The organism is Paraburkholderia aspalathi, assembly GCF_900116445.1.
GTDB classification, from domain to species: domain Bacteria; phylum Pseudomonadota; class Gammaproteobacteria; order Burkholderiales; family Burkholderiaceae; genus Paraburkholderia; species Paraburkholderia aspalathi.
Genome location: NZ_FPBH01000005.1, coordinates 170,711 through 192,505, shown reverse-complemented (window position 1 = coordinate 192,505; position 21,795 = coordinate 170,711). Strand labels below are relative to the sequence as shown.

The following is a 21,795-nucleotide window of genomic DNA, read 5'->3' as shown; positions in this document are numbered from 1 at the left end:
GTTTGTCCGGCTCTAATCGTTGTACTGCGTCATGTCGTAGTACGTGATTCCACTCCGTCCGCCACCCAACTGCACGAGCCGCGAACCACCGGACGTCAACGCCGGGAACGGGCAGTTCGTGCAAGTCTGTACACCCGCGGCATTGACTCCTGCAAAGACGGTGGTTTGATACTGACCGACCGTGGTGTTGTTCGGCGCACCAATCGAGAAGCCATTGATTGCAGTCGTCGAGCCGGTGCTCGTTCCAGGGGAGGCCTGAATCTGCACGGACGTCACCGGATACGCGAGATTCTGTCCATTCACGAGGCTCGACCACGTCACGCTCATCGCGTACTGCACGCTGGCCAGCGATCCGGCTGGCGTGAGGAACTGGGTCGCGAAGTCCGGCAGCAGCGTCGGCCACGCAACGGTGCTACCCGCCGCCGCGTTCAACGGGCTGCCCGGATTGATGATCGACGACTGGCCGAGTTGCGCGCCGTTCTGGTCGTAGAACGTCACGGTGTAGGTCGAGTAGAGCGGCACGGTGCTCGCGTCGATCGATTGCGCCGAGTAGTATCCGCTCGAAGCCGCCGGCGTGAAATTCGCAGTCGACGACAGCGATTGCCATGACCAGCGATACAGCTCCGTATTGCTGCTGGTTGTCGCGGGCGAAACCGGCGCAGCGCTCAACGGCTGATCCGACAGACCCAGCGAACTGATACCGAGCGCATTGCGCTGCATCAGCCAGATCGGTGCAGCGAGGCCAGGTCCCGTGACGGAAGCCGAATACACCGTCGGATTCGAAGTAGTCGGGATCGCAATCTTAAGACCCGACTCGTAGCGGTTCACATCGCTCAACTTCGAATCGAGGAAAGTGCGACGCTGGATTTGGGACATGATCGCCACAGCGAATTGCGACTGATTTCCGATGAGATCCCAGCCGAGTTGTGTGCCGCTGGCGAGCGTGACGGGCGTGGAGAGCTGTTGCGCGATGGTGTAGAGCGCTGTTGGCGTGCCGCTCGCCAGCGTGACCGGCAACTGCACGAGCGCGAGCTGCTTGCCATTGCGGGTGAAGAAGGCGAGCGTCTTCGGCGAACCGAACACCGCACCCGTTAAGGTCGCTTCCGTCAGGCTGTGGGCTACGGCCAGATCGGTCGAGCCGCTTTCGAGGTAAGCGGAGTCGATGGCCGGCGAGCATGACGTGTTGAGCGTGCCGGTCGCCGCGCAGGCCGTCAGCAGAGACGCAAGCGGTTCCAGATAGTTGGCCGCCGCGGACGGCGCTGCCAGTGCGATCGATTGGGCAGTCTGGTTGTTCAGCGCGATGGTCGTGCCCGGCGCCGCATTCGATAGCAGCAAGAGGCCGCCGTTGGCCGCCGATACGACCGACACCGTATCGATCACCGCATCGGCGCCGGTGTGGTTCGGCGTAAAGGCCGTACCGATCGGATCGAAGCCCGCCGTCAGTATGCCGTTCTGCGTGAGGATTTTCGTCAGCATCGTGTCGAGCGTGATGGTGGCGATCTGCACGGACGGCAGCGTCACCTTGGCCAGTGCCGTGGTGGACGCGAGGTCGAGCGGGTTGCCCGAGGCTGTCAGCATGGCGGCAATCGCGGTGGTCAGCGTGGTGACGTTGGCGACAGCCGGCGCCGTGCCATTCGGCAGTTTGGCGAGCACGGAGACGAGCGGGGCGGAGATGCCGGCGGCGTCGGTGGCGACGATCAGGAATGGCGCGGTCATGCCCTTCACCGAGATCGTGTACGCGCCCTGGGTGTTGGTGGTTGCCGTGGCCTGAGCGCCGGTCGCATCGGTCAGCGTGACGGTTGCGCCCACTACGGCGCTGCCGGCGGCGACCGTGCCGTTCACCGAGGTGGCCGTGACCGTCGACGTGCTCGACGACGTTGAACTGGAACCGCCGCCGCCACAACCGCCGAGTTGGAACAACGCAAAGGCCACTGCGGCCGCGACGCCGCTACGCACTAACGATCGATGCATGAATTTCCCCGATGCCCTGTTTCTATGATTAGTTTGTTATGCCGGCAGATTATGCCGATAAATTCGATTGCATTTGCCGCGTCGGTTTATCGAATTGAAAGCAGATTATTTGCTGCCTTTAATCCACACACAATGCGTTCGCGACGCGCGCTTAAGCGTTGGGAGAATACTTCAAAGTGGTGTTGTTGTGTCGCGTGGGAGAACGACTGAATAGGAGAATATGAAGGGTAGTCGCGTTTGCGGACCCGCCATATTCTCTGATCGAATTGCTTCAGACAGTTCAGGCGCTAATTATTTGCCCAATTCGTGTCCGATAATGCCGCCGGCTACTGCGCCGCCGACTGTGCCGACCGCGCTGTGATTGGTCGCCTCGTTACCGATCACGCCGCCTGCTGCCGCACCGCCAAGGGTACAGCCGGCCATCAATGTCAGTAGCGCCAATACCATCGCAATAACGCCCAGACCAGATCGATTTCGCATGATGTCACCTCGGATGTGTATCGATGCAACCGAAGCAGCAATCCATGTGCCGCAACTGTATTACGAGTGTCCGTAGGGCTTGCGGTCCGCGGGTGCCCGGGCAGTGAAACGGGTTTGCTGGAGTCATCCGCGCTTGCTAGACTGGCTTTCGCAACCCAACTGTAAGCGCGCTCTTGCCGTGGTACGCCTCGCTGGTGTTCACTGCGCGGCGCGATCAATCGGAGACGCCATGTCTTACATGCTGCTTATCGTCGAACCCCCGAATCAACGCGTCGAACGCGGTGAGCAGGCGGGGCGCGAGGTTTATGACCAGATGGTGCGTTTCGCTACCGGACTCAAAGAGCGCGGCAAGCTGGTCGCAGCCGAAGCGCTGACCTCCACGAATGACGCCGTGCGCGTGCAGGTGCGCGACGGTCAAGCGAAACTGCTCGATGGTCCGTTCGCCGAAGCCAAGGAAATGATCGGCGGCTTCTACCTGCTCGATGTTGAAACCCGCGAAGAAGCGGTGGCGATCGCGCAAGCCTGCCCGGCGGCCTCGTGGTGCACTGTCGAAGTCCGCAAGCTCGGGCCTTGTTTCCTATAAGCGGGTTTGCCCATTCGTAACTATTTTCTGGGGGTTTTCCCTAGGCTAACGACAAACATGTCGATCTGGCCACGCATCGCTCGTCGTGTGAATAAGGAGCCAGCAAACAGATAACGGCTCTCCACCAACTACACACCACCCCAGGAGCGATTGCGATGCGATTCATGATCATAGTGAAGGCGACGGCCGTCAGCGAAGCCGGCGGCCAGCCGGACGAAGCCCTGATGGCGGCGATGGGCGCCTACCATGAAGAACTGGCCAAGGCCGGTGTGCTCCTCGACGCAACCGGTCTGAAGCCGAGTTCTAAAGGCTGGCGTATCCACTACAGCGGGGGCAAGCGCACGGTGATCGACGGTCCGTTCGCGGAAACCAAGGAACTGATCGCCGGCTACACCCTGATTCAGGTTCGCTCCCGCGAAGAAGCCATGGAATGGGCGCGGCGCTTCCCGGCGCCGTTCGGCGAGGATGCCGAAGGCGAAATCGAAGTGCGGCAGCTATATGAACTCGAGGACTTCGAGCCGAGCCCGGAAGTGGACCGCTTCCGCAAGCTGGACGCGGCCAAACATTAATCGCGACGCCGATCCGGCCACATCGAGAGGATTCATCATGCTCAAAGTTATTCTGATCACCGTCGTTGCGGCGGTGGGTCTGCTGCTCATCTACGCGGCGACGCGGCCGGACAATTTTCGGATCGAACGCAGTGTGCGCATCGAGGCGCCGCCCGAGCGGGTCTACGGCTTGATCGACGACCTGCATCAGTTCAATCGCTGGAATCCGTTCCTGCGCAAAGATCCCGCGGCGCAGGGCACTTACAGCGGCACGCCGAGCGGCAAGGGTGCGCGCTATGCGTGGCAAGGCGAAAAGGTTGGGGTGGGGCAGATGGAGATCGTCGACACGGCGGCGCCGGCGAACGTGACGATGAACCTCGATTTTATCAAGCCGTTCGAGGCCCATAACATGGCCGATTTCACGTTGAAGCCGGAGGCCGGCGCGACTCAGGTCACCTGGGCGATGTATGGGCCAGCGCCGTTTCTGTCGAAGCTGATGCAGGTGTTCGTCAGCATGGACCGCATGGTCGGCAAGGATTTCGAAGATGGCCTGAGCAATCTGAAAACGCTGGCCGAGGCGAGCTGAGTACGCGGGAACGCTGCATGCGTGGCGGACTACGACGCAATGCGCCGCCCCGGCGAGCGCCCAACCCGATCACTGGATTTCATCATGCATAAGCAGATCTACGTCAATCTCGCTGTCGACGATCTCGAACGGTCGAAGGCATTTTTCAGCACGATCGGTTTCAGCTTTGAGGCGCAATTCACCAACGGGCAGGCCGCGTGTCTGATTCTCGGCGAGAACCTCTACGCGATGCTGCTGGTCAAGGACCTGTTCAAGTCCTTCACGCGCAAGTCGCTTTGCAATCCGAAGGAAAGCACCGAGGCGTTGGTGGGTCTCTCGTGCGAGAGCCGGGGCGAGGTGGATGCGCTGGTCGCGAAGGCGCTTGCCGCTGGCGGCACGGTGCCGCGCGCGCCGCAGGACTACGGTTTCATGTACGGGCACGGCTTCGAAGATATCGACGGACACATCTGGGAGCTGATCTACATGGATCCGAACGCCAAGGCAGCGGGCTGATCCCGTGACAAAACCGGCCACCCATCGTGCCATCGAGGCAGTCTGGCGGATCGAATCCGCCAAGGTCATCGCCCACGTCGCGCGGATCGTGCGTGACGTGGGGCTCGCCGAAGAGCTGGCGCAGGACGCGCTGGTGGCGGCGCTCGAACATTGGCCTGACGCGGGCGTGCCCGACAACCCGGGAGCGTGGCTGATGGCGACCGCGAAGAACCGCGCCCTCGACCGCTTGCGCCAGGAAGCGCTGCATGCTCGCAAGCGTGAAGAGTTGGGACACGATCTCGACGCAATGGAGGCGCACCTCGTGCCGGATTTCGTCGATACCCTCGATGCCGCACGCGCCGACGATATCGGCGACGACCTGCTGCGCCTGGTGTTCACGGCGTGCCACCCGGTGTTGTCCACCGACGCACGCGTCGCGCTGACGTTGCGCCTGCTCGGCGGCCTCACCACTGACGAAATCGCGCGCGCGTTTCTCGTGCCCGAGCCGACCATCGCGCAGCGCATCGTGCGAGCCAAACGCACGTTGTCTGCGGCCAAAGTGCCGTTCGAGGTGCCGCAGGCGGATGCGCGTGCGCCGCGGCTCGCGTCGGTGCTGCAGGTGATCTATCTGATTTTCAACGAAGGCTATTCGGCCACAACCGGCGACGACTGGATGCGTCCGGCGTTGTGCGCGGAAGCGCTGCTGCTGGGGCGTGTGCTGAGCGGACTCGTGCCGGACGAAAGCGAAGTGCATGGCCTCGTCGCGTTGATGGAAATCCAGGCGTCGCGTACGCATGCGCGCACCGATGCCGAGGGCCGACCGGTGCTGCTGCTCGACCAGGACCGCAGCCGCTGGGACCCGCTGCTGATCCGCCGTGGGCTGACCGCGCTCGGCACCGCGCACGCGTTGGGCGGCGCGAGCGGTCCCTATGCGCTGCAGGCTGCGCTGGCCGCGTGCCACGCGCGTGCCCGCCGTGCCGAAGAGACCGATTGGGCGCAGATCGTCGCGTTGTACGACGCGCTGGCGCAGGTGACGCCTTCGCCGGTGGTGGAGTTGAATCGGGCGGTGGCAGTCGGCATGGCATTCGGACCGGCTGCCGGTCTGGAAATCGTCGACGCGCTCGCCGCCGATGCTGCGCTCGCGAACTATCACTGGTTGCCGAGCGTGCGCGGCGATCTGCTGGAGAAACTCGGCCGCGTGGAAGAGGCGTGCGCCGAATTCGAACGCGCTGCCGGCATGACGCGCAATGCTCGCGAGCGCGAACTGTTGCTCGAGCGTGCCGCGCGCGGCCGCGCGCATTGAACCGTACGTAGGTAACTTACCGGATCAACTGACGCACGCCATGCCGAGCATCGCGGCAAACGTCATTTGCGAAATCACGCCGAAAAGAAGGCCACAGCGGCAGTGACCACACCCGCAGCCGCAATCCCGAACGACAGATTGCGTAGCCATTTCTTGCGGGTCAGCAACGTGATCGCGCAGAGGGCGATGGCCACCTGAATCAAGGTCGTGGCCTGCGCCCAGCGATGATGGCCATGCAGCAACGCTTCGCTTTTAGCGTCGTTGTCCACGACTTCCCTTTCGATCGCTTCAGCCTTCGCGCGGATCGGCTCTTTCTGCTGCTTGTACTTGTCGACGTCGGCGGCGAACTTCGCGTGCGCATCGGTATTGCCGAGCGACAGCGCCGCGCCGAGTTCAGCGAGATTCTCTTTCTCGCCCTTGGCCTGGTAGTAGTTCCATTGATTCGACGCTTCGGTCTTTTTAATGGCGGCTTCGTTCTTGTAGTACAGCGCCAGATTTTCGCTGTTGCCGCTCTGGTAGGCACACAGTGCGCCGATCGTCGCGAGGATCGCCGTCATCACGGCCATGCGGCTCGCAAACGGGTCCGAGTCATGGTGGCCAGCGTGTTCAACCGCATGGTCGTGCGGACCATGCACTTCATATTCTTCAGACATCTGATTCTCCGAGCCAGGCTTTTCTTGTGGTCTCCGGGCGGCGCGCATGTCGGTGGCACATGCGCGGGCGAAGCTGCAAGCGCGGCTCGCCGACCCAGCGGGCTCCATCTTAGCGTGCTGCGGCCGGTGGCGGAAAAGCTATTGGTGCGAAGAGAGGTCGATGACTGACGTTAGTGGGATGACGTTAGTGGGTGGGCGTCAGTGAATACCGACGGACAGCCACGTCCGCACTAACGGGATTGCGTGCTCGCCGGCTAGCATGCCGAGCAACCCGACCAGGGCGATGGTCGGCGGCGCGGGCGACTTCACCTGCATCACGCTGTAGATCAAACCGACTACGACGCCGGCCGCGAGCGAGACCAAATACGCTTTCATGTTGTTCATACCCATCTGAAATGCGGGCAGCCACGCCCGCCGGTCATGTCGGCAATTACATCGTGATGACGACCCGGCCGCGCGTGCCGGCGGCCACCGATTCGTAGGCCTCGCGTGCCCGTTCGAGCGGGAATTCCTGCGCGATGGCCGGCCCTTGCAGCTTGCCGTTCTCGAAGCCTTCTACCAGCGCCGTCATCAACGGCGCCGATTCGGCGACGCCCAGCTTGGCGCTGTCCACGCCGAGCAGTTGCGTCTCGTTGTGATAGAAATCGATCAGGTCGAATTCCACGCGGCGTTTGCCCGTGGCGCTGATTTCCAGCACCCGGCCGCGGCGCTTGACGAGACTCAGTGCGGTCTCGAAGGCGACGCCGCCGACCGTGTCGTACACCACGTCCGCGCCGGCGCCGCCGGTCAGCGCTTTGATAGCCGCGGTTGCGTTTTCGTCGAACGGAACGTAGTCGTCGATCAATCGGCCTGCGGGCGTGTCGGCGGAAAGTGGATGACGATCGACTCCGATCACGCGAGCGCCCCGCGCTTTCGCGATCTGCACCACCGCGCCGCCGACGCCGCCGCCCGCGCCGATCACGGCGATCGTCTCGCCGGCTTGCAGGTGTGCGTACTCGACCGTGCCGAGCCACGCGACCACGAAGTTCACGCCGATCGCGGCGGCCTCCGTGTGGCTGAGCGTGGTGGGTTTGCGCGACAACGCGGCGAGCGGAATCTTGATGAACTCGGCGTGGGTGCCGTCGCGTGTGAAGCCGATATCGCCGCCCGTGCCCCAGACTTCGGCGCCGAGCCATTCGGCGGGACCGGCTGTCACGACGCCGCTGAAGTCGCGGCCGGGCGTGCGCGGCAGAACGGTGTGTTCGAAATGGCCGGACACGTTCTTGACGTCGCTCGGATTCACCGAGGCCGCCTTGACCTGCACGACGGCGCTGTCTGCGTCGGCTTGGGGCGTTGGCAGATCGACGTATTCGAGCACTTCGGGGTTGCCAAAAGTCTTGAACTGAATCGCTTTCATTGCGTGTCACTCCTGTCAGGTCGTGCGCTGCGTCGTGCAGTCGATGAGCGTAGTCTAGATGACCGGTACAAAGGCGTTGAGACAAAGACTTTCGAATTTCGGACAAGACGTGCGGTGTGGCGGCCTACAGGCCAGGCTGGGCGTCGTTGGGCCGGCAGCGCAAACGGCTTGGCCGACGGTGGAGGGCGCGGATGTCAGCGCGGTTCGTTAAGCCGCCAGCGAGCGCTGGCTTAGCTGCAAGGGCGAATCTCGCTGCCGTCAGTGCGTATAACTTACCCGTCAGTGGACAGCTTGTCTCGGGCCTGCTCCAGCGAAGCTTCAGAAGCCGCCTCGCTGAGTGTGCCGCTCGGATCGAAGCCGGTCGGCGGCGCGCCTAACTCGCGCCGGAACATGTCGCTGAAGCTGCTCGGCTGGAAGCCCAGCGAGCGCGCAATGCTGCTGACCGAGCGACCTTCGGCGAGACCTGACACGGCCACCGCAAGTTGCACCTGACGCCGCCATTCGGCAAAGCCCACGCCCAACTCACGCGTGAAGAGGCGAGCCAAGGTCCGCACGCTCGCGCCGACGGAGGCCGCGTGCTGTTCGAAGCTGATCGCGATCGACGGGTTGTCGATCACCGCGCGGCACAACGCGTCGAGCCGCCGGTCCGACGCATCGGGCAGCGCGATGCGCAGCGATGAGCGCGGGGCATGCCCCAGCTCAAGCATCGCGAGACGATAGGCGGCTTCCAGATAGGTTTCGTCGCGAGCATGGGTACGCTCGTGTTCCGCAATCGACGTGATGAGTTCGCGCAGCAGGCCGTTGATCTCGAACACGTCGCTGCGCCGGCTCAGATGGCCGACGTTGCGTTCGTGCAGATAGATATTGCGCATCTCCACCTCGCTCATCATGTGGATGGAGTGGACCGTGCCGGCCGGCAACCAGACCGCGCGCTGCGGCGGCACCACCAGCGCCTCGCGGCCGACTTCCACCCACATCACGCCCGATACCGCATACAGCACCTGCGCCCACGTGTGCGAATGCGGGTCGATGCGCAGCCCACGCGGATAGCGCCGCGCGAGGGAGCGGGCGTCGGCGTCGTCGTGAAGTTCGGGTGGGCGGGCTTTGGGCACGGCAGTTCGGTTCGCTGTTTGCTGTTTGCTGTTTGCTGTTCGCTCTTTGCTCTTTGCGGAAGGAGAGTGTGGACCTTGGTGGTCCGTGTGCGAAGCATAGCGCGAGGCGCGGCGGGCCGGATATTCTCTGGCTTTGCTTACGTACGATGCCCCATCACTAGCAGCAACAGCGAAAGGGTCACGATCGACCCCACCGTCGACAGCAAAATCGTGCGCGAGGTGATGTGCGCCTCGCGTCGGTAGAACTCGGCCAGCATGAATGGACCGGTGCCGGTGGGCAGCGCGGCGAGCACAACAGCCATCTCGACCAGTGTGGATGAGAGCCCGAACACGCGCGCCGCGAGCCACCAGGTCAGCGCCGGCTGCCCCACTAGCTTGACGCCGGTCAGCAGCAGCGAGATGCCGCCCGCGCCCGCCTCGGACGGACGCTTTTCAGCGAGGAACAAGCCAAGGCTGACCAATGCACACGGACTGGCAGCGCCGCTCAGCAGCTTCAGAAACGTCTCCGCGCTTTGCGGCAACGCGACATGGGTGCTCGCCAACAGCACGCCCAGGATTGGCGACACGATCAACGGATTGCGCGCCAGAGATCCCAACACTTTCAACCCCAGCTTGTGCGGCGTGCGTTCGGTCTGCAGGCCGATTTCGATCAGCACGATGGCAAGCGCAAAAAGCACGCACGCGACGAGGATCGTGGCGATCGTGGTCGGTGTCAGGCTGGCCGAGCCGAACGCGATCATGCCAAGCGGAAAGCCGATGTAGCCGGTGTTCGGATACGACGCCGCAATCGCATCGACGCTCGCGTCGGCCAGATGCCGGCCCCCGATCATCCGCATGGCGAGAATCGGCAGAAACGCACCGAGGCACCCGATCGAAAACGCCGCGACGAAGGCCGGCTGATAAAGCTGTTGCCACGTGGCATGCGCCATCGTGTCGAACAGCAGCGCCGGCAGCGCCAGCCAGACGACGAAGCGGTTCAGTTCGGACGCGGAGTTCGGTCCGAGCACGCCGCGCCGGCGGCATGCAAAGCCCGCGAAAATCAGGCCGAACACGGGAAGCAGAATCTCGAGAGTAGCTAACATCGATTAAATAGAAAGCGTGGGCGCAGGGAGCGATGCGCCAGCGTAGTGGCTTGCGTTGATACAATCCAATACTGTTTTCTGCCGGCAACAATACCTTTTCTGCATCGTCATTCAGCGCGAGGGCGTCGTGATCGATATCAAGCCGTTACGCTACTTCGTGACTCTCGCTGAGACGCGGCATTTCGGCCGCGCAGCGGCGCGCCTGAATCTGTCGCAACCGCCGTTGAGTCGGCAACTGGCGGCGCTGGAGGCGAACCTGGGTGTGACGCTGCTGGAGCGCAGTCCGCGAAGCGTCACATTGACCGCGGCGGGCGAGCGCTTTTACGCCGATGCGAAGGCGATCCTTGCGTCCGTGGAGCAAGCCGTCAGCAATGCCCAGGCGGCGGCGCATGGCGACGCCGGCAAGCTCGCCATCGGCTTCACGATGTGCGCTGCGTACAGCGTCGTGCCCGGCTATGCGCGCACGTTCGGCGCCGCGTTTCCCGAGGTCGCCTTGAACCTGCGCGAGGTCGTATCGAACGATCTGGCTGCACAAGTGCTGGCCGGCCAGATTGACGCCGCGATCATGTTTCCAGGCGTGCCCGACAAGGGCATCGCGATCCGGACGATTCTTCGCGAACCTTTGTGCGTGGCCTTGTCACGCAGCCATCCACGCGCCCGCGCCCGGCGTCTGAAGATCGCGCAACTGGCGGGCGAGCCATTCGTGCTGGCGTCCGAGGAAGTCGCGCCGAGCTTGCGCACGGCCATTCTCGAGCATTGCCGCTCAGGCGGCTTCGAACCGGATATCCGCTTCGAAGTGCAGTTGCAGCAGACGGTGCTCAGTCTCGTCGATGAAGGGGTAGGGGTGGCGCTGGTGCCCGCCTCGATGCGTAAAGCGCAACTCGCGGGCGTGGTGTTCCGGCCGTTAGTCGACGCGCCGCTGATCGAGCAGGTGCTGGCGTGGTCGCCGGCTAATCGCAATCCGTGTCTGGCGCGGTTTCTCGAGATGGCGTGAGAGGCGGCTTCATGAATTCGCCAGATGGTCGGTGGCGTTCGCAGGGTCGGCAGGATCGGCTGGATAGCGCATGGCGTCCTGCTTGAGGCGCTGTCGGCACCAGAACGTCCATGCTGTTAAGCCAGCATAGACGCCGTAACGCAGTATGTCGGAGGCTAGCTCCGAGTGCGGACCGTTCGGCCGCTGCCAGATAATCAGGCTGCGCAAGAGGTTCTCCCCGGTCATACCGAGGCCCCACACCAGCGTCATCAACCGGACATAGGCGACGAGCGCAGGGCGTTCGCGCCAATGCTTTTCGTAGCTTTCGACGCTGCGATGATCTTCGCGCGCCCTCGTCGAACGGCCGAGGTAGTACACGAGCGGGCGCGGTAACGCCAGGGAGACGAGGAACGACGCGCCGATCATCCCTGAGACCATTGGATCTTCCAGCGCGCGCATGTGCGCGCTGCCCCCGGTGGCCATTGCAAGCAGCGACAGCACGATGCCGACCAGCACGATGGCACTGAGCGCGTCGAAATGGCGATAGCGGACAAGGTCCCAGCTCATCCACGCGATCAAGGGGAGTGCCGATGCAACCAGCGCGCCGAGCTGGCCGTAGTGAGGGAACGCAAGCCGGTAGGCGAGCCAGGGAAAGGCGACGTTCACGACCAGCGCGGAGAGGTAACGCAAGCGGGCTTTCATCGTGCGCGGTCGCGATAAGTGCTGCCTACGTGCGCTTGCCTTCGATGGCGTGAAGGAGCGGGCTGTCAGGTGCAATGCGAATAAAGAACTGCGGAGGTTGAAAGCCGGCCGATACAGCTCTTAACTCCGTTAACGAAATGGTGCCAGAGAGTCGTTCCGGTTCATGCAAGCCCAAAGCAAAGCCCTTGGATAGACCATCGAAGTAGTCGAAGAATTCGCTTCGAGTGATGCCACACACATTCGCGAATCGCCGCCACAACGTGGTGGGCGCAAGCGAATGGGCAGCGCTCACCTTGGCGCAACCGACCACGCGGCCAACCGGTAATTTCACATAAATCCAGACGACAGTACCGGCTTTCACGTTCATCGCACGACGCCGAAGTTCCACATGCTTGGTGCCCGCAAGTATGTTTTCAGCGTGCCGCTCTTCAAGCGATATGAGTACGTGCTCTGGGTGTTCCATGGACAAACCCTTCCCGGAGGATTCCTTGAAGCTGTGCGTTGTTGATTGCATGCGTGGTAAGCAGGTCTTGCGGACTGCCGCAGCCCAACCGCTGCAGTGTGGCGAGCGGAACTGGACGTTCAAGGCAGATAATGTTGTCGAACACCGTCACGGTTTTCGTCTTGGATCGACCAATCGCTTCGAGTCCTACCGAGTCAAGAACTGACGGATCGAGGTCCGAATTCTCCATCGCCTCTTGGGATTTCAAATACGCGTGCTGTACGCGCGCGATCGCGACAATTGCGCCGAGACCTTTGTTCTTCGCGGATTCGTAGAACAAGATCAGGTTACCACGCTTAAAGTGTCTAAGCGTGTTGGCGCCGCTCAAATAGTGACGCTCTTTATACAGTCTGGCCCGGGCGTGCGGAAGGAGGCTTTTCTGGGGGGAGTGTGCCAGTAAGTCCTCTGCAAACTCGTGCCGCACCGGAGAAATCACGGCCGCTCGTCCGGACAGGCAAAAGAGCGCTGGCGAAAACAGCGTTTCCAGAGTCATCAAGGAGACATATCCCACGTTTCCATCAGGCCTGACGAGGCGAACCTGTTGGTCGACGTCTCTGTAGACCGGTGGCGCGTCTGGCAGGCCCAAGCGGGCCGCCCGAAAGAGATGATCCTTGCAGTCTGCCCAATTCGATGTCGTGACGACGCGTCCGACGGCAATCTTGGCCAGCGATGTTTGGCCCGTCAATCCGCCAAAGCCGAGCGCGGACGCTACCTCGCGGATTTGCGCTTGCTGGGCAGGAAATGTCAGCCTGATTTGGATCGGTCCTTCTGCCGTGGCTTGCTCTATCAGGTATCCAAGCAGGAGACGGGCTGCATGCATCGCAGCAGGTTGAGTTTCATCAATTGCGACGCGTGCATTGAGATCGACGCCAGTGATCGTCCTGGGCCACATCAGATATCCCACCAGAACGTCATCGGACCAGACACCGTGACGGTTGCAGACTCGCTCGTTCGAGTCGATTGCGGCCCACGCGGCGACGATGGCCGCGACCGGAATTCCGAGCTGGGATAAAAGCCGATGGACTTCGACTTCGTCCGCCTGCGTAATGGATGCTATCGAGAGTGCGTTATCCCCTCCGGTCTGAAATACTTCTTCTCCTGTTTCGCCAGCATTCAACGCTTTAAAAGCGCCGGGCGAAATAACTTGGATTCCGCACCGGTCGTATAGTCTCGCAGCCGCGTTGAGTATCGAAGAATCATTTGTGATTAGACCGGCGAGCCCGTTCTGAATGGCAGTGGCCAAATGTCGTAGGTCGGAAAGGTCGTTGCTGCTCAATGCATCGGCTCGATGGCGTTCCGGAAATACTATGGATGCCAATTCCGGCTTGAGTACATTCCACTCCTCTGCACTCGGGGTCGGAAAAGAGGGGAATATGCGAGCATAAGCCAACATCGGGTCCGTTACGCCAACGCTTGCCGTTCGGGCGAGTTCGTCCGTAATCTCTGTGCTCAAGGCTAATTGGCAGGAACCGGCTCTTTCAATTCGAAACAGATCAAGGACTTCTTCGTTTCTGCGTCTGCGTGGACCAAGATCGAACAGTACGTTCAGGTCCAGAAGGAAGAGAGGAGTGGACGCGCCAAATGTGGAATTCAAGCCCAAGGGGTCGGCGGCGTTGAGCCCGCTTGGCGCGAACAATTGCGGTGTATCTAGCTCGTGACTGCGAACAACGATCGTCCGGTTTCTCGTTTCACCACCTCTTTCGACGCGCTGCACGTAGAAGCCTTGTTCTTCCCAGAATTTGTTGGCCTGAGTGAGGTCCTCCGCCACGCGTGCATACATGGAAATGAAAGCATGGTCTGTTAGATGTTTCTTGAGGTGTTGCAATAGGCGAGTGGCTATCCCATGTTTTCTGAGCGCAGGCGCGACGAAATCTGTCGGACTCGTCCCTTCGGGTGCCTGGCTTCAAACAGTAAGTGGCCTGCATACGACATGCCCTTTGCATGACGTTCGACCGCTACGAAGAGTTGCTCCTTCCGCGCAAAGTCTTCAAAGACACGCGACGGGAAGAATCCAAGGGCATTTTTATCGCTGTCTGCTGCCTCGTTGACTGAATCTACAAATGGAGCAACGTCGCTATAGCGATCCAGAATCTCAATGGTGTGTTTTTCGACGATCATCTTGGTGCGCGGCCTCCCAGCGTGTTGTCGCAAGCAGGTGTTCCCCTACAAGACGATTGCTTGCGGGAAGTTGTTGCGGACTATTTTGACTGAACTGTCCTTGAACGAGGTGCCTCGCCTCTTCAAGAATAGGATTGTAAAGATACCATTAATTAGGGAGCCATATTAATGGGATGTAGTGATGGGAGTTGTGCCACGAGCGGATGAGCTTTGCCTTGTCGCCGAGCCTTTCCTTGGCGTCGTTTTTTGCGCGACGAGACAACAACAGCATTGCTAGAATCTGCGATCATCAAACACACGGCTTTCCGAGCCTCTACGCCAACCACCTGCCCGCCTATGTCCAACCGCCCCACGCTTCTCACCACCGACCGCCTGATCATGCGTCCGCACGCACGCGACGATTTCCTCGAGAGCTATGCGATGTGGTCCGATCCCGAAGTGATCCGTTACATCGGCGGCAAGCCGTTTACGCGCGAAGAAGTCTGGGCGCGCCTGCTGCGCTACGCCGGGCATTGGGCGATGCTGGGATACGGCTATTGGGTGGTGCGGGAAAAGGACAGTGGCCGGTTCCTCGGCGAAGTTGGCTTTGCCGACTACCACCGCGAGATCGAACCTTCCTTGCTGGACACACCGGAAATAGGTTGGGCGCTGGATCCTGCCGTCCACAACCGCGGCTATGCGACCGAAGCTGTGCGCGCTGCGCTCGATTGGGCCGACGCGAATTGGCCTGACGGCGAGACGGCCTGCATCATCGCGCCGGAAAACCAGCCTTCGCTGAACGTCGCGCGCAAGTGCGGTTACCGTGAGCAACTCCGCACGACGTACAAAGGCAACCCCACCATCCTGCTGCGGCGAACGGCGGGCGTTGCTTGAGCCGCCGCGCGGCACTCGCCGGAAGTCTATTTAGTCTCTGCAGTCTCGGGATCGACGACTCGGCCCGAGCCGGCCTTCTGGCCGGCTCGCAACCAGCCCGCAACGGGCCGCCTTATTGACCGCTTTTGCCGGCCGCTGCCCGCTGCCGCGCGATCAAGTCCACCAGCCGTTCAACCTGCTTACCCTGCGCATCGAAATTGCCGGCGTCGAGCCAGTGTGCATAGCTCGGACGCAGCGCAGGCCATTCGCTATCGATGATCGAAAACCACGCGGTATCGCGATTCCGTTCGCGATACACGATCGCCTGCCGGAAGATTCCTTCGAACGTAAAGCCATAGCGCAACGCCGCCGTGCGCGATGGTCCGTTAAGCGAATCGCACTTCCATTCGAAGCGGCGATACCCGAGGTCGTCGAACACATGGTTCATGAGCAGGAACATCGCTTCGGTGGCGATGCGCGTGCGTTTCAGGCGCTGCGAATAGGTGACGTGCCCGACTTCGATCACGCCGTTCGCGCGGTCGATGCGCATCAGCGCGAGCGTGCCGACCGCCTTGCCGGTAGTCAGATCGATCACCGCGTAGTGCAGCGGATCGGGCGATGCCGCCATGCGCGTCAGGTGCTCGCGATACGCCGCAAGGCTCTCGAACGGACCGACCGAAAGATAGGTCCAGTCGCGGCCATCGGGCGCCGAGCTGTAGGCCTCGTACAGGTCCGCCGCATGGCGTTCGACGTCCACCGGCTCGATCCGGCAATAGCTGCCCACCAGCGGCTCGCGGCCAGGCGCCTGGGCGCCTTTCCAATCTGGCACGGGGACGCCAATCGGCTGATCGAACGCGTTACGTCTGGGTTCCATGTCTGTTCTCCTGTCGATAGTTGGATGGTCGATGCTTATGGAGAACGATACGGCAAACGTGGTATGTTAAAAAGATCCAGCAGAACAGAATTTGATAGGTCCAGCCAGGATGATCGAAATCATTGGTCCGCTCGCCAACCCGGCCGTCACGACCACCAGCGGCAACGGTGAAAAATCCGTGCCGCTGCAAAAGCAACTGATCGAACGCTTGCAACAGGCGATCCTCACGGGGCGCTTGCCGGCGGGGTCGCTACTGCCGTCGTCGCGCTTGCTGGCGGCGGAGATGGGCGTATCGCGCAACACGGTGGTGATCGCGTACGAGCATCTGGCCGCGGTGGGCTATGTGGTGGCCGACAAAAAGGGCACGCGGGTCAGTCCGCTCTCCAGTCCTTCGGCACGCGGTGAAACGCGGACATCGTCGGCCGCGCCGGAGGTTGCGTACGCGGCGCGCGTCGAGCAATTCGCGGCGACGCGCACCCATGCCGACAACACCTTGCCGCTGACACCGGGCACGCCTGCGCTGGACCGCTTTCCCCTAGCCGCCTGGCGGCGCGCGCTCGAACGTTCGATGGAGCGCGCGTTGCCGGTTGCGCTCGGCTACGGCGACCCGGCGGGCGAACCGGCCCTGCGCGACGCGATCGCCGCGCATTTGCGGATGGCGCGCGGCGTGCGCTGCGAGGGTTCGCAGGTGGTCATCACCGAGGGCGCGCAGGAAGCGCTGAACCTGTGCGTGCGGCTGTTCACCAATCCGGGCGACATCGCATGGGTTGAAGATCCGGGCTATCGCGGCGCGAAGGCCGCTTTCAACCTCGGCGATCTGAGCATGCTGCCGATGCCGGTCGATCCCGAAGGCATCGCGGTGCCGTCCGATGCGTGGCGCGCGCATCCTCCCAAGCTGATCTACACGTCGCCCGCGCATCAGTATCCGACCGGTGCGGTGTTGTCGGTGGCGCGCCGGCTGGAACTGATCGCGCAGGCGCGCCGCTGCGGCGCGTGGCTGATCGAGGACGACTATGACGGCGAATTCCGCCATACCGGCGAGCCGATCGCCAGCATGCAAGGGCTGGTCGAGGAAGCGCCGGTTCTGTACGTCGGCTCATTCAGCAAAACGATGTTTCCGGCGCTGCGCATCGGCTTCGTGGTGTTGCCGCGCGTGATCGCCGCGCACACGGCCGTCGCGTTGCAGGAGATGCTGCGCGGCGGGCATCGTCTGGAGCAGCTGGCGCTCGCGCATTTCATCGATAGCGGCGAATTCGGGCGGCATCTGGGCCGCATGCGGCGTTTGTATCGGGAGCGCCAGCAGGCGCTGCGCGATGCGCTCACTATGCATTTCGCGCCGTCGCAGATTCTGGGCGGCAATTGCGGCATGCATCTGACGCTGCGCTTACCGCCGCATATTTCCGATCGGACCCTCGCCGAACGCGCGCACGCCAGGCGGCTCAATCCGCGTCCGTTGTCGGGTTTTGCATTGCAGCAGCGCGAGGAAACCAACGGGCTGGTGATCGGCTACGGCAGCACGTCAGCCGAACAATTGGCGCTCGCTGTCCGCGTATTGGCCACGCTGGTGCGGGAGATGGCGGTTGAGTCGGGTAGCCGGTCGACAACCCGACGCGCTGTGTAACTTTTTACGTCTGTCCGCGCGGCCCATGTCGCGCTATCGTGTCGTCTATGCGCGGCGAATTCGAAGTGCGCGACGTCGACGAATCGCCCGCAGGTCATGCCCAGCGCACCGCCCTGCAGCACCGCGTGACATGCGGCGCGCGCCTGCCGGGCCGCCAGCGGGTTCGGGCATGAAGAATGCCTTGCTTGTGGTTATCTTTGACGATTTATCCGACCGGAGACGACATGAAGGAAATCGAACCGACCGCCTGGTTTGAGCTTGCTGCCCATACGCCTGTCCATGAGGGCTGGTACGAGGTGCAGTTGACGAGCGGCGACACGGCATTTGCGAAATATGGCGAGGGCGTATGGACCGAGAAACCGCTGCTGGTGTTCACGCACTGGCGCGGCCTTTCCTCTGACCCTTCGAAAGCTGCGGACGGCGAGGCAGAATCGATTGGCGCGGAGGCCACCGCGGCCCAGGGCGTGCGCGCCGCATGGAACGCGTTCTTCCCAGGGCTCGGCGAAGAACAGCACAAACCGCTGGACGCCCTGCCCAACGGTAAAGCGCCGCATTAACTGACGTAGGGTTTGGGCGGCGGCTTGCGGGCGGCCGCCCAAGGCAGTTTTCTCTTCAGCTCTCAGCTCTCACTTCCGCTTCAACGCTTCGGCCGCCATTCCGCCGATGTCTATATCGATGTCCGGTGTCTCGCCCGTTTCGAGAATCCACGCCGCTGACAATCCCGACCAGGCGAGAATCCATTGCAACAGACGGTGTCTGTCGAGCCCGGCGATGTGCGCCACGCGTTCGACGCGACGCTCGAACCGTCCAGGTGCTAGCGCGGACGCCTCGTCTGGATTGCAGAAGATGTTCGCGTAGTCGAAGCCGCGTTCGCCGTAGAGACCTTTCGGGTCGATCGCCAGCCAACCACGCGCGCCGAAATCGAGGATGTTGCCGTGATGAATATCGCCGTGCAACGCAATCGGGTCTTGCGGCGCGGCGAGTAGGGCTTGTGCTGTCGCGGCACTGTCGGAGAGCCAGCCGCCGTACTGCTGCGCTGCGGGCCAGAGACTCTGGAACCAGCGCGGCAAGCCGATCAGTTCGGGCAGCGGTTTGTGACGTGGTGCGTGGAGTCGTGCCGCGGCGGCGCAGAGGATGTCGATGGCGTGGTCGTCTGCTTCATCGTCGCCTGTGCGGGCCTGGTCCGCTAACGCGTGATTGCTTTGAGCACGCTCCAATAGCAGGGCGTCGGCATCATGGACGAGCACGCGGGCTGCGCCGTCGCCGTCCCACCACACCATCAGTTGCGCGCCGAATTTCTCTTCGGGTTCCTGCGCAACTTTCAGCATCGCGGCGACGCCATGCTGGCGCACCGGCAGCAGCCGGCTGCTATGCGTGCGAATCGGCTCGCCGTCCGAAAGCAGGTCCCATTTGACGAGGTACTCGGCGAACATCGCGCTTCAGGCTGCGAGGGTGGCTGCGTGGACTGCGGCGGCGAGGGCGATGGTTGGTGTGGTGAGAGGTTTCGCTCCGCTCTTGACCAGGTAAGCCGCACCGGCCATTGATGTTTGTGCGAACGCTAGGACGTTCGCGCCGTTTTCGTAGGCTGCATCCGCAGCGCTGGCGATCATGGACAGGTAGCCCGCCGTGTCGTCTGCTCTGAAACGGTCCCATGCGCCGCTTACTAACTTAACCTCGACTTCCGCGGCGGTGTGCGTGGCGGCTTGAGCGAACACGCGGGTGGTCGGCTCGAGTGTGGTGGATACGGTGCATAGCACGACAACCTTGCCGCCTTTTTCCACCGCGCGCTGAGCCAACGCGGCATCGGCCCGTAAAATGGGTACCGGCGCAGCTTGCGCGGCGAGAGCGTCGTTCACTGATGGGCTGAGCGTCGAGCAGTTGAGCAACACGGCGTGCGCGTTGTCCGTTAGCGTGAGGAGCACCTCGCGGGTTTGCGATGCGATCGCCTCGGTCAAGCCGCCGGCCTGCTCGGCGGCCGCGAGCAAGTCGGCGCGGACCACATGCGTCAACTCGAGTGCTTCGAATCCGGCGGCGCGGGCCGCGGCATCGAACAAGGCGATGTTGCTGTCAGCGGTGTGCAAGCAGACGATACGCACTGTTTCTCCAACGGGTTGTGGTGGTTTTGTATTCTCGCCTGGAAATGGCCGCGCGTCGTGCCGGATGACGGCATTCGATCGGTGCCTAGATCATCGACAGTCGTCCCTGTAGGCTCAAACCGTTGCACCTTGTAGATAACGATACTGAAATGCTCAATTTTTCCGATAACCTGGGTCTAGCTACTGATCTATTACTGCACGCAGAAACCGGTATGGTCGAGTCGCAGGATGACTACGTCGTCGTCCGGACACCGGACGCACCAGAATATTTTTTTGGCAACATGCTCGTCCTGGAGCAACGACCTTCGGGAACCGATCTAAAACGGCTGGAGGCCGATTTTGCCCAATTTGTCGGGATCCCACCGCTGATCGCACACCGCACGTTTGCCTGGCCGGAAAGAGCAGACAGTGTTGTGAATCTCGACGCGTTTGTTGAGCAAGGTTACGACGCAACGGTTTGTCGTGTGCTGGCTGCGCATCCAAATGACATACGACCAGTTGCGACAAACTCATTGGTCGACGTCCGCAAGTTTGGGACGCAGAAGGATTGGGACGATTGGTCTCGAATGCAGCTCGCCGACATGCCCAATCCGTCGAACATTACCTCACAGCGGTACATGGCACATCAACAGACCGCCTACAGGACTCTAATTGCACGGGGTCTTGGAAACTGGTGGGGAGCGTTTATCAATGATGAACAGGTGGGAAGTCTGGGCTTATTCTTCCTCGGCGGCATTGGGCGGTTCCAATCGGTTCTTACCGCGGAACAGCATCGAAACCGAAATGTTTGTAAGACCTTGGTGAGCGAGGTTATCAAACTGACGGCCGGACAATCGGACCGGCTCGTCATGGTTGCAGATGAAAGTTACCATGCCGGAGCGCTATACGAGGCAATGGGTTTCCAACTGCAAGGGCGTGTCGCAAGCTTGTGCCAGGAGCCGCGTAATTGAGTTGATGCAGAGAGCAGAGAGAGTCGAATTGGATGTCTCTGCCTTCGCTAATCTAAACTGTCGAGTCCGCGCTTCTCCGCGCGATTGGGCGATCTTGTGCAAACAACTGAAGTGGTGAATCTATATGGTGCCGCATGGAGTGTGTATGTGCGGATCGCCCGGCTTGCGCTGGAAGAAAAACAGGTCAATTACCGCTTGGTCGAGGTAGATGTATTTGCGGAAAATGGTGTTCCGCAGGAGCATTTGAAGCGTCACCCGTTTGGCCGCATTCCGACCTTCGAGCATGGCGATTTCCATCTTTACGAAACAGGCGCGATTGTGCGCTACATCGACGACGCTTTCCCCGGATGCAGACTGCAGCCGACAGATCCGAAAGCTCGCGCCAAAATGAACCAGATGGTTGGGATACTGGACGCCTATGCATATCGAACGCTCGTTTGGGACATATACGTTGAGCGCGTGGTATCGGCCCGCGAAGGCCGGTTAGCAAATGAGCAGAAGATCGCCGCCGCGTTGCCGCACGCCGCTGTATGTTTATCTGAGTTGGACCGTTTGTCCGACGAAGCGGGGTTCCTGATCGGCGGGAGCGTGACGCTTGCTGATCTGTACGCCGCTCCAATCTTCGCGTGCTTCATGCAGGCACCTGAAGCTGCTTCACTAATGGACAGTTGCGAAAAATTGATCTACTGGTGGCAACGCTTCGCCACCCGCGACAGCATGTCCCGGACAGAGTCGTGAGCAACTGCGAAGATTGGTGCTTGCATTAATCAGCCGGACAGCTTGAGAGCGCCGCTCGCATGCGTAGCCCTATAACGCTAGATTATCAATGCGCGCCGCATATTCTCGCGCACCGCGACGCCACATCGATTGCGCAAACCGCTTAGCTTGTCATACGTTGCGGCAGTCACAGGCTCAAAGGATC

The 21,795-nt window shown here is 61.7% G+C and carries 25 protein-coding genes; 11 read left to right on the top strand and 14 right to left on the bottom strand.

Going from position 1 to position 21,795, the window contains the following annotated elements:
• Positions 1 to 12 precede the first annotated feature (12 nt).
• Both BM438_RS10640 and BM438_RS10635 read right to left on the bottom strand, forming a co-directional pair.
• Positions 13 to 1,971: a hypothetical protein gene (locus BM438_RS10640; RefSeq protein ID WP_093634241.1), complete on the bottom strand. Its 1,959-nt coding sequence runs from the start codon at positions 1,969 to 1,971 to the stop codon at positions 13 to 15.
• Between the two features lie 291 nt (positions 1,972 to 2,262).
• On the bottom strand, positions 2,263 to 2,418 hold the full coding sequence (locus BM438_RS10635) for a glycine zipper 2TM domain-containing protein (protein WP_372342256.1): 156 nt from the start codon (positions 2,416 to 2,418) through the stop codon (positions 2,263 to 2,265).
• Positions 2,419 to 2,680: 262 nt separating this feature from the next.
• Here BM438_RS10635 and BM438_RS10630 point away from each other — a divergent pair, with 262 nt between their 5' ends.
• The 5 genes from BM438_RS10630 to BM438_RS10610 all read left to right on the top strand — a co-directional run bounded on the left by BM438_RS10630 (position 2,681) and on the right by BM438_RS10610 (position 5,942).
• On the top strand, positions 2,681 to 3,034 hold the full coding sequence (locus BM438_RS10630) for a YciI family protein (RefSeq protein WP_093634239.1): 354 nt from the start codon (positions 2,681 to 2,683) through the stop codon (positions 3,032 to 3,034).
• A 155-nt stretch (positions 3,035 to 3,189) separates the two neighbouring features.
• The gene (locus BM438_RS10625) at positions 3,190 to 3,603 is read left to right on the top strand and encodes a YciI family protein (protein WP_093634238.1); all 414 of its coding nucleotides are present in this window, start codon (positions 3,190 to 3,192) and stop codon (positions 3,601 to 3,603) included.
• 37 nt (positions 3,604 to 3,640) lie between these two features.
• Positions 3,641 to 4,168, top strand: coding sequence for an SRPBCC family protein (locus BM438_RS10620; protein ID WP_093634237.1), 528 nt, complete (start codon positions 3,641 to 3,643; stop codon positions 4,166 to 4,168).
• A gap of 84 nt (positions 4,169 to 4,252) precedes the next feature.
• A complete protein-coding gene (locus BM438_RS10615) occupies positions 4,253 to 4,660 on the top strand; it encodes a VOC family protein (RefSeq protein WP_093634236.1) in 408 nt (135 codons plus the stop codon).
• Between the two features lie 4 nt (positions 4,661 to 4,664).
• A complete protein-coding gene (locus BM438_RS10610) occupies positions 4,665 to 5,942 on the top strand; it encodes an RNA polymerase sigma factor (protein WP_093634235.1) in 1,278 nt (425 codons plus the stop codon).
• A gap of 74 nt (positions 5,943 to 6,016) precedes the next feature.
• On the opposite strand, the gene BM438_RS10605 is transcribed toward BM438_RS10610, so the two are convergent.
• The 5 genes from BM438_RS10605 to BM438_RS10585 all read right to left on the bottom strand — a co-directional run bounded on the left by BM438_RS10605 (position 6,017) and on the right by BM438_RS10585 (position 10,185).
• Positions 6,017 to 6,595, bottom strand: a complete 579-nt coding sequence (locus BM438_RS10605; RefSeq protein WP_093634234.1) for a DUF4337 domain-containing protein — start codon at positions 6,593 to 6,595, stop codon at positions 6,017 to 6,019.
• A gap of 198 nt (positions 6,596 to 6,793) precedes the next feature.
• The gene (locus BM438_RS10600) at positions 6,794 to 6,970 is read right to left on the bottom strand and encodes a DUF1427 family protein (protein WP_093634439.1); all 177 of its coding nucleotides are present in this window, start codon (positions 6,968 to 6,970) and stop codon (positions 6,794 to 6,796) included.
• A 55-nt stretch (positions 6,971 to 7,025) separates the two neighbouring features.
• Positions 7,026 to 7,991 (bottom strand): quinone oxidoreductase family protein, encoded by a 966-nt coding sequence (locus BM438_RS10595; RefSeq protein ID WP_093634233.1) that lies wholly within the window; start codon positions 7,989 to 7,991, stop codon positions 7,026 to 7,028.
• Between the two features lie 272 nt (positions 7,992 to 8,263).
• Positions 8,264 to 9,103: an AraC family transcriptional regulator gene (locus BM438_RS10590; RefSeq protein ID WP_093634232.1), complete on the bottom strand. Its 840-nt coding sequence runs from the start codon at positions 9,101 to 9,103 to the stop codon at positions 8,264 to 8,266.
• Between the two features lie 137 nt (positions 9,104 to 9,240).
• Positions 9,241 to 10,185 carry an AEC family transporter gene (locus BM438_RS10585; RefSeq protein WP_093634231.1) on the bottom strand — a complete coding sequence of 315 codons (945 nt, stop codon included), beginning with the start codon at positions 10,183 to 10,185 and terminating at the stop codon, positions 9,241 to 9,243.
• Positions 10,186 to 10,312: 127 nt separating this feature from the next.
• On the opposite strand from BM438_RS10585, the gene BM438_RS10580 reads away from it, so the two are divergent.
• A complete protein-coding gene (locus tag BM438_RS10580) occupies positions 10,313 to 11,179 on the top strand; it encodes a LysR family transcriptional regulator (protein ID WP_093634438.1) in 867 nt (288 codons plus the stop codon).
• 9 nt (positions 11,180 to 11,188) lie between these two features.
• Here the strand turns inward: BM438_RS10580 and BM438_RS10575 are convergent, their stop codons facing one another.
• From BM438_RS10575 to BM438_RS44780, 4 genes are read right to left on the bottom strand one after another with little or no spacing between them, the layout of a single operon-like run.
• Positions 11,189 to 11,860, bottom strand: a complete 672-nt coding sequence (locus tag BM438_RS10575; RefSeq protein ID WP_093634230.1) for a VC0807 family protein — start codon at positions 11,858 to 11,860, stop codon at positions 11,189 to 11,191.
• A gap of 25 nt (positions 11,861 to 11,885) precedes the next feature.
• Entirely contained in the window at positions 11,886 to 12,323 is a 438-nt protein-coding gene (locus BM438_RS10570; RefSeq protein ID WP_093634229.1) for an ASCH domain-containing protein, read from the bottom strand.
• Positions 12,289 to 14,187 (bottom strand): EVE domain-containing protein, encoded by a 1,899-nt coding sequence (locus BM438_RS10565; protein WP_244179342.1) that lies wholly within the window; start codon positions 14,185 to 14,187, stop codon positions 12,289 to 12,291. The genes BM438_RS10570 and BM438_RS10565 overlap by 35 nt, the downstream gene beginning before the upstream one ends.
• Before the next feature lie 11 nt (positions 14,188 to 14,198).
• Positions 14,199 to 14,480: a hypothetical protein gene (locus BM438_RS44780; RefSeq protein WP_143131689.1), complete on the bottom strand. Its 282-nt coding sequence runs from the start codon at positions 14,478 to 14,480 to the stop codon at positions 14,199 to 14,201.
• A gap of 336 nt (positions 14,481 to 14,816) precedes the next feature.
• Between BM438_RS44780 and BM438_RS10555 the strand changes: the two genes are divergently transcribed.
• Positions 14,817 to 15,353 carry a GNAT family N-acetyltransferase gene (locus BM438_RS10555; protein WP_093634226.1) on the top strand — a complete coding sequence of 179 codons (537 nt, stop codon included), beginning with the start codon at positions 14,817 to 14,819 and terminating at the stop codon, positions 15,351 to 15,353.
• A 112-nt stretch (positions 15,354 to 15,465) separates the two neighbouring features.
• Here BM438_RS10555 and BM438_RS10550 read toward each other — a convergent pair whose 3' ends face one another.
• Positions 15,466 to 16,206 (bottom strand): GNAT family N-acetyltransferase, encoded by a 741-nt coding sequence (locus tag BM438_RS10550; RefSeq protein ID WP_093634225.1) that lies wholly within the window; start codon positions 16,204 to 16,206, stop codon positions 15,466 to 15,468.
• 109 nt (positions 16,207 to 16,315) lie between these two features.
• Between BM438_RS10550 and pdxR the strand changes: the two genes are divergently transcribed.
• Positions 16,316 to 17,827 (top strand): MocR-like pyridoxine biosynthesis transcription factor PdxR, encoded by a 1,512-nt coding sequence (gene pdxR, locus BM438_RS10545; RefSeq protein WP_093634224.1) that lies wholly within the window; start codon positions 16,316 to 16,318, stop codon positions 17,825 to 17,827.
• A gap of 224 nt (positions 17,828 to 18,051) precedes the next feature.
• A complete protein-coding gene (locus tag BM438_RS10540; RefSeq protein WP_093634223.1) occupies positions 18,052 to 18,384 on the top strand; it encodes a hypothetical protein in 333 nt (110 codons plus the stop codon).
• A 69-nt stretch (positions 18,385 to 18,453) separates the two neighbouring features.
• Here BM438_RS10540 and BM438_RS10535 read toward each other — a convergent pair whose 3' ends face one another.
• Both BM438_RS10535 and BM438_RS10530 read right to left on the bottom strand, forming a co-directional pair.
• Entirely contained in the window at positions 18,454 to 19,260 is an 807-nt protein-coding gene (locus BM438_RS10535; protein ID WP_093634222.1) for an aminoglycoside phosphotransferase family protein, read from the bottom strand.
• Between the two features lie 6 nt (positions 19,261 to 19,266).
• A complete protein-coding gene (locus tag BM438_RS10530) occupies positions 19,267 to 19,923 on the bottom strand; it encodes an aspartate/glutamate racemase family protein (protein ID WP_093634221.1) in 657 nt (218 codons plus the stop codon).
• Between the two features lie 149 nt (positions 19,924 to 20,072).
• Between BM438_RS10530 and BM438_RS10525 the strand changes: the two genes are divergently transcribed.
• On the top strand, positions 20,073 to 20,873 hold the full coding sequence (locus tag BM438_RS10525) for a GNAT family N-acetyltransferase (RefSeq protein WP_093634220.1): 801 nt from the start codon (positions 20,073 to 20,075) through the stop codon (positions 20,871 to 20,873).
• Between the two features lie 96 nt (positions 20,874 to 20,969).
• Positions 20,970 to 21,611: a glutathione S-transferase family protein gene (locus BM438_RS10520; RefSeq protein ID WP_167378365.1), complete on the top strand. Its 642-nt coding sequence runs from the start codon at positions 20,970 to 20,972 to the stop codon at positions 21,609 to 21,611.
• Positions 21,612 to 21,795 lie beyond the last annotated feature (184 nt).

Bases quoted from the DNA above. Each gene is read 5' to 3' on its own strand.
- BM438_RS10640 (WP_093634241.1), bottom strand. From the start codon at position 1,971: ATGCATCGATCGTTAGTGCGTAGCGGCGTCGCGGCCGCAGTGGCCTTT.
- BM438_RS10635 (WP_372342256.1), bottom strand. From the start codon at position 2,418: ATGGTATTGGCGCTACTGACATTGATGGCCGGCTGTACCCTTGGCGGT.
- BM438_RS10630 (WP_093634239.1), top strand. From the start codon at position 2,681: ATGTCTTACATGCTGCTTATCGTCGAACCCCCGAATCAACGCGTCGAA.
- BM438_RS10625 (WP_093634238.1), top strand. From the start codon at position 3,190: ATGCGATTCATGATCATAGTGAAGGCGACGGCCGTCAGCGAAGCCGGC.
- BM438_RS10620 (WP_093634237.1), top strand. From the start codon at position 3,641: ATGCTCAAAGTTATTCTGATCACCGTCGTTGCGGCGGTGGGTCTGCTG.
- BM438_RS10615 (WP_093634236.1), top strand. From the start codon at position 4,253: ATGCATAAGCAGATCTACGTCAATCTCGCTGTCGACGATCTCGAACGG.
- BM438_RS10605 (WP_093634234.1), bottom strand. From the start codon at position 6,595: ATGTCTGAAGAATATGAAGTGCATGGTCCGCACGACCATGCGGTTGAA.
- BM438_RS10600 (WP_093634439.1), bottom strand. From the start codon at position 6,970: ATGAAAGCGTATTTGGTCTCGCTCGCGGCCGGCGTCGTAGTCGGTTTG.
- BM438_RS10595 (WP_093634233.1), bottom strand. From the start codon at position 7,991: ATGAAAGCGATTCAGTTCAAGACTTTTGGCAACCCCGAAGTGCTCGAA.
- BM438_RS10585 (WP_093634231.1), bottom strand. From the start codon at position 10,185: ATGTTAGCTACTCTCGAGATTCTGCTTCCCGTGTTCGGCCTGATTTTC.
- BM438_RS10575 (WP_093634230.1), bottom strand. From the start codon at position 11,860: ATGAAAGCCCGCTTGCGTTACCTCTCCGCGCTGGTCGTGAACGTCGCC.
- BM438_RS10570 (WP_093634229.1), bottom strand. From the start codon at position 12,323: ATGGAACACCCAGAGCACGTACTCATATCGCTTGAAGAGCGGCACGCT.
- BM438_RS44780 (WP_143131689.1), bottom strand. From the start codon at position 14,480: ATGATCGTCGAAAAACACACCATTGAGATTCTGGATCGCTATAGCGAC.
- BM438_RS10555 (WP_093634226.1), top strand. From the start codon at position 14,817: ATGTCCAACCGCCCCACGCTTCTCACCACCGACCGCCTGATCATGCGT.
- BM438_RS10550 (WP_093634225.1), bottom strand. From the start codon at position 16,206: ATGGAACCCAGACGTAACGCGTTCGATCAGCCGATTGGCGTCCCCGTG.
- pdxR (WP_093634224.1), top strand. From the start codon at position 16,316: ATGATCGAAATCATTGGTCCGCTCGCCAACCCGGCCGTCACGACCACC.
- BM438_RS10540 (WP_093634223.1), top strand. From the start codon at position 18,052: ATGAAGGAAATCGAACCGACCGCCTGGTTTGAGCTTGCTGCCCATACG.
- BM438_RS10535 (WP_093634222.1), bottom strand. From the start codon at position 19,260: ATGTTCGCCGAGTACCTCGTCAAATGGGACCTGCTTTCGGACGGCGAG.
- BM438_RS10525 (WP_093634220.1), top strand. From the start codon at position 20,073: ATGCTCAATTTTTCCGATAACCTGGGTCTAGCTACTGATCTATTACTG.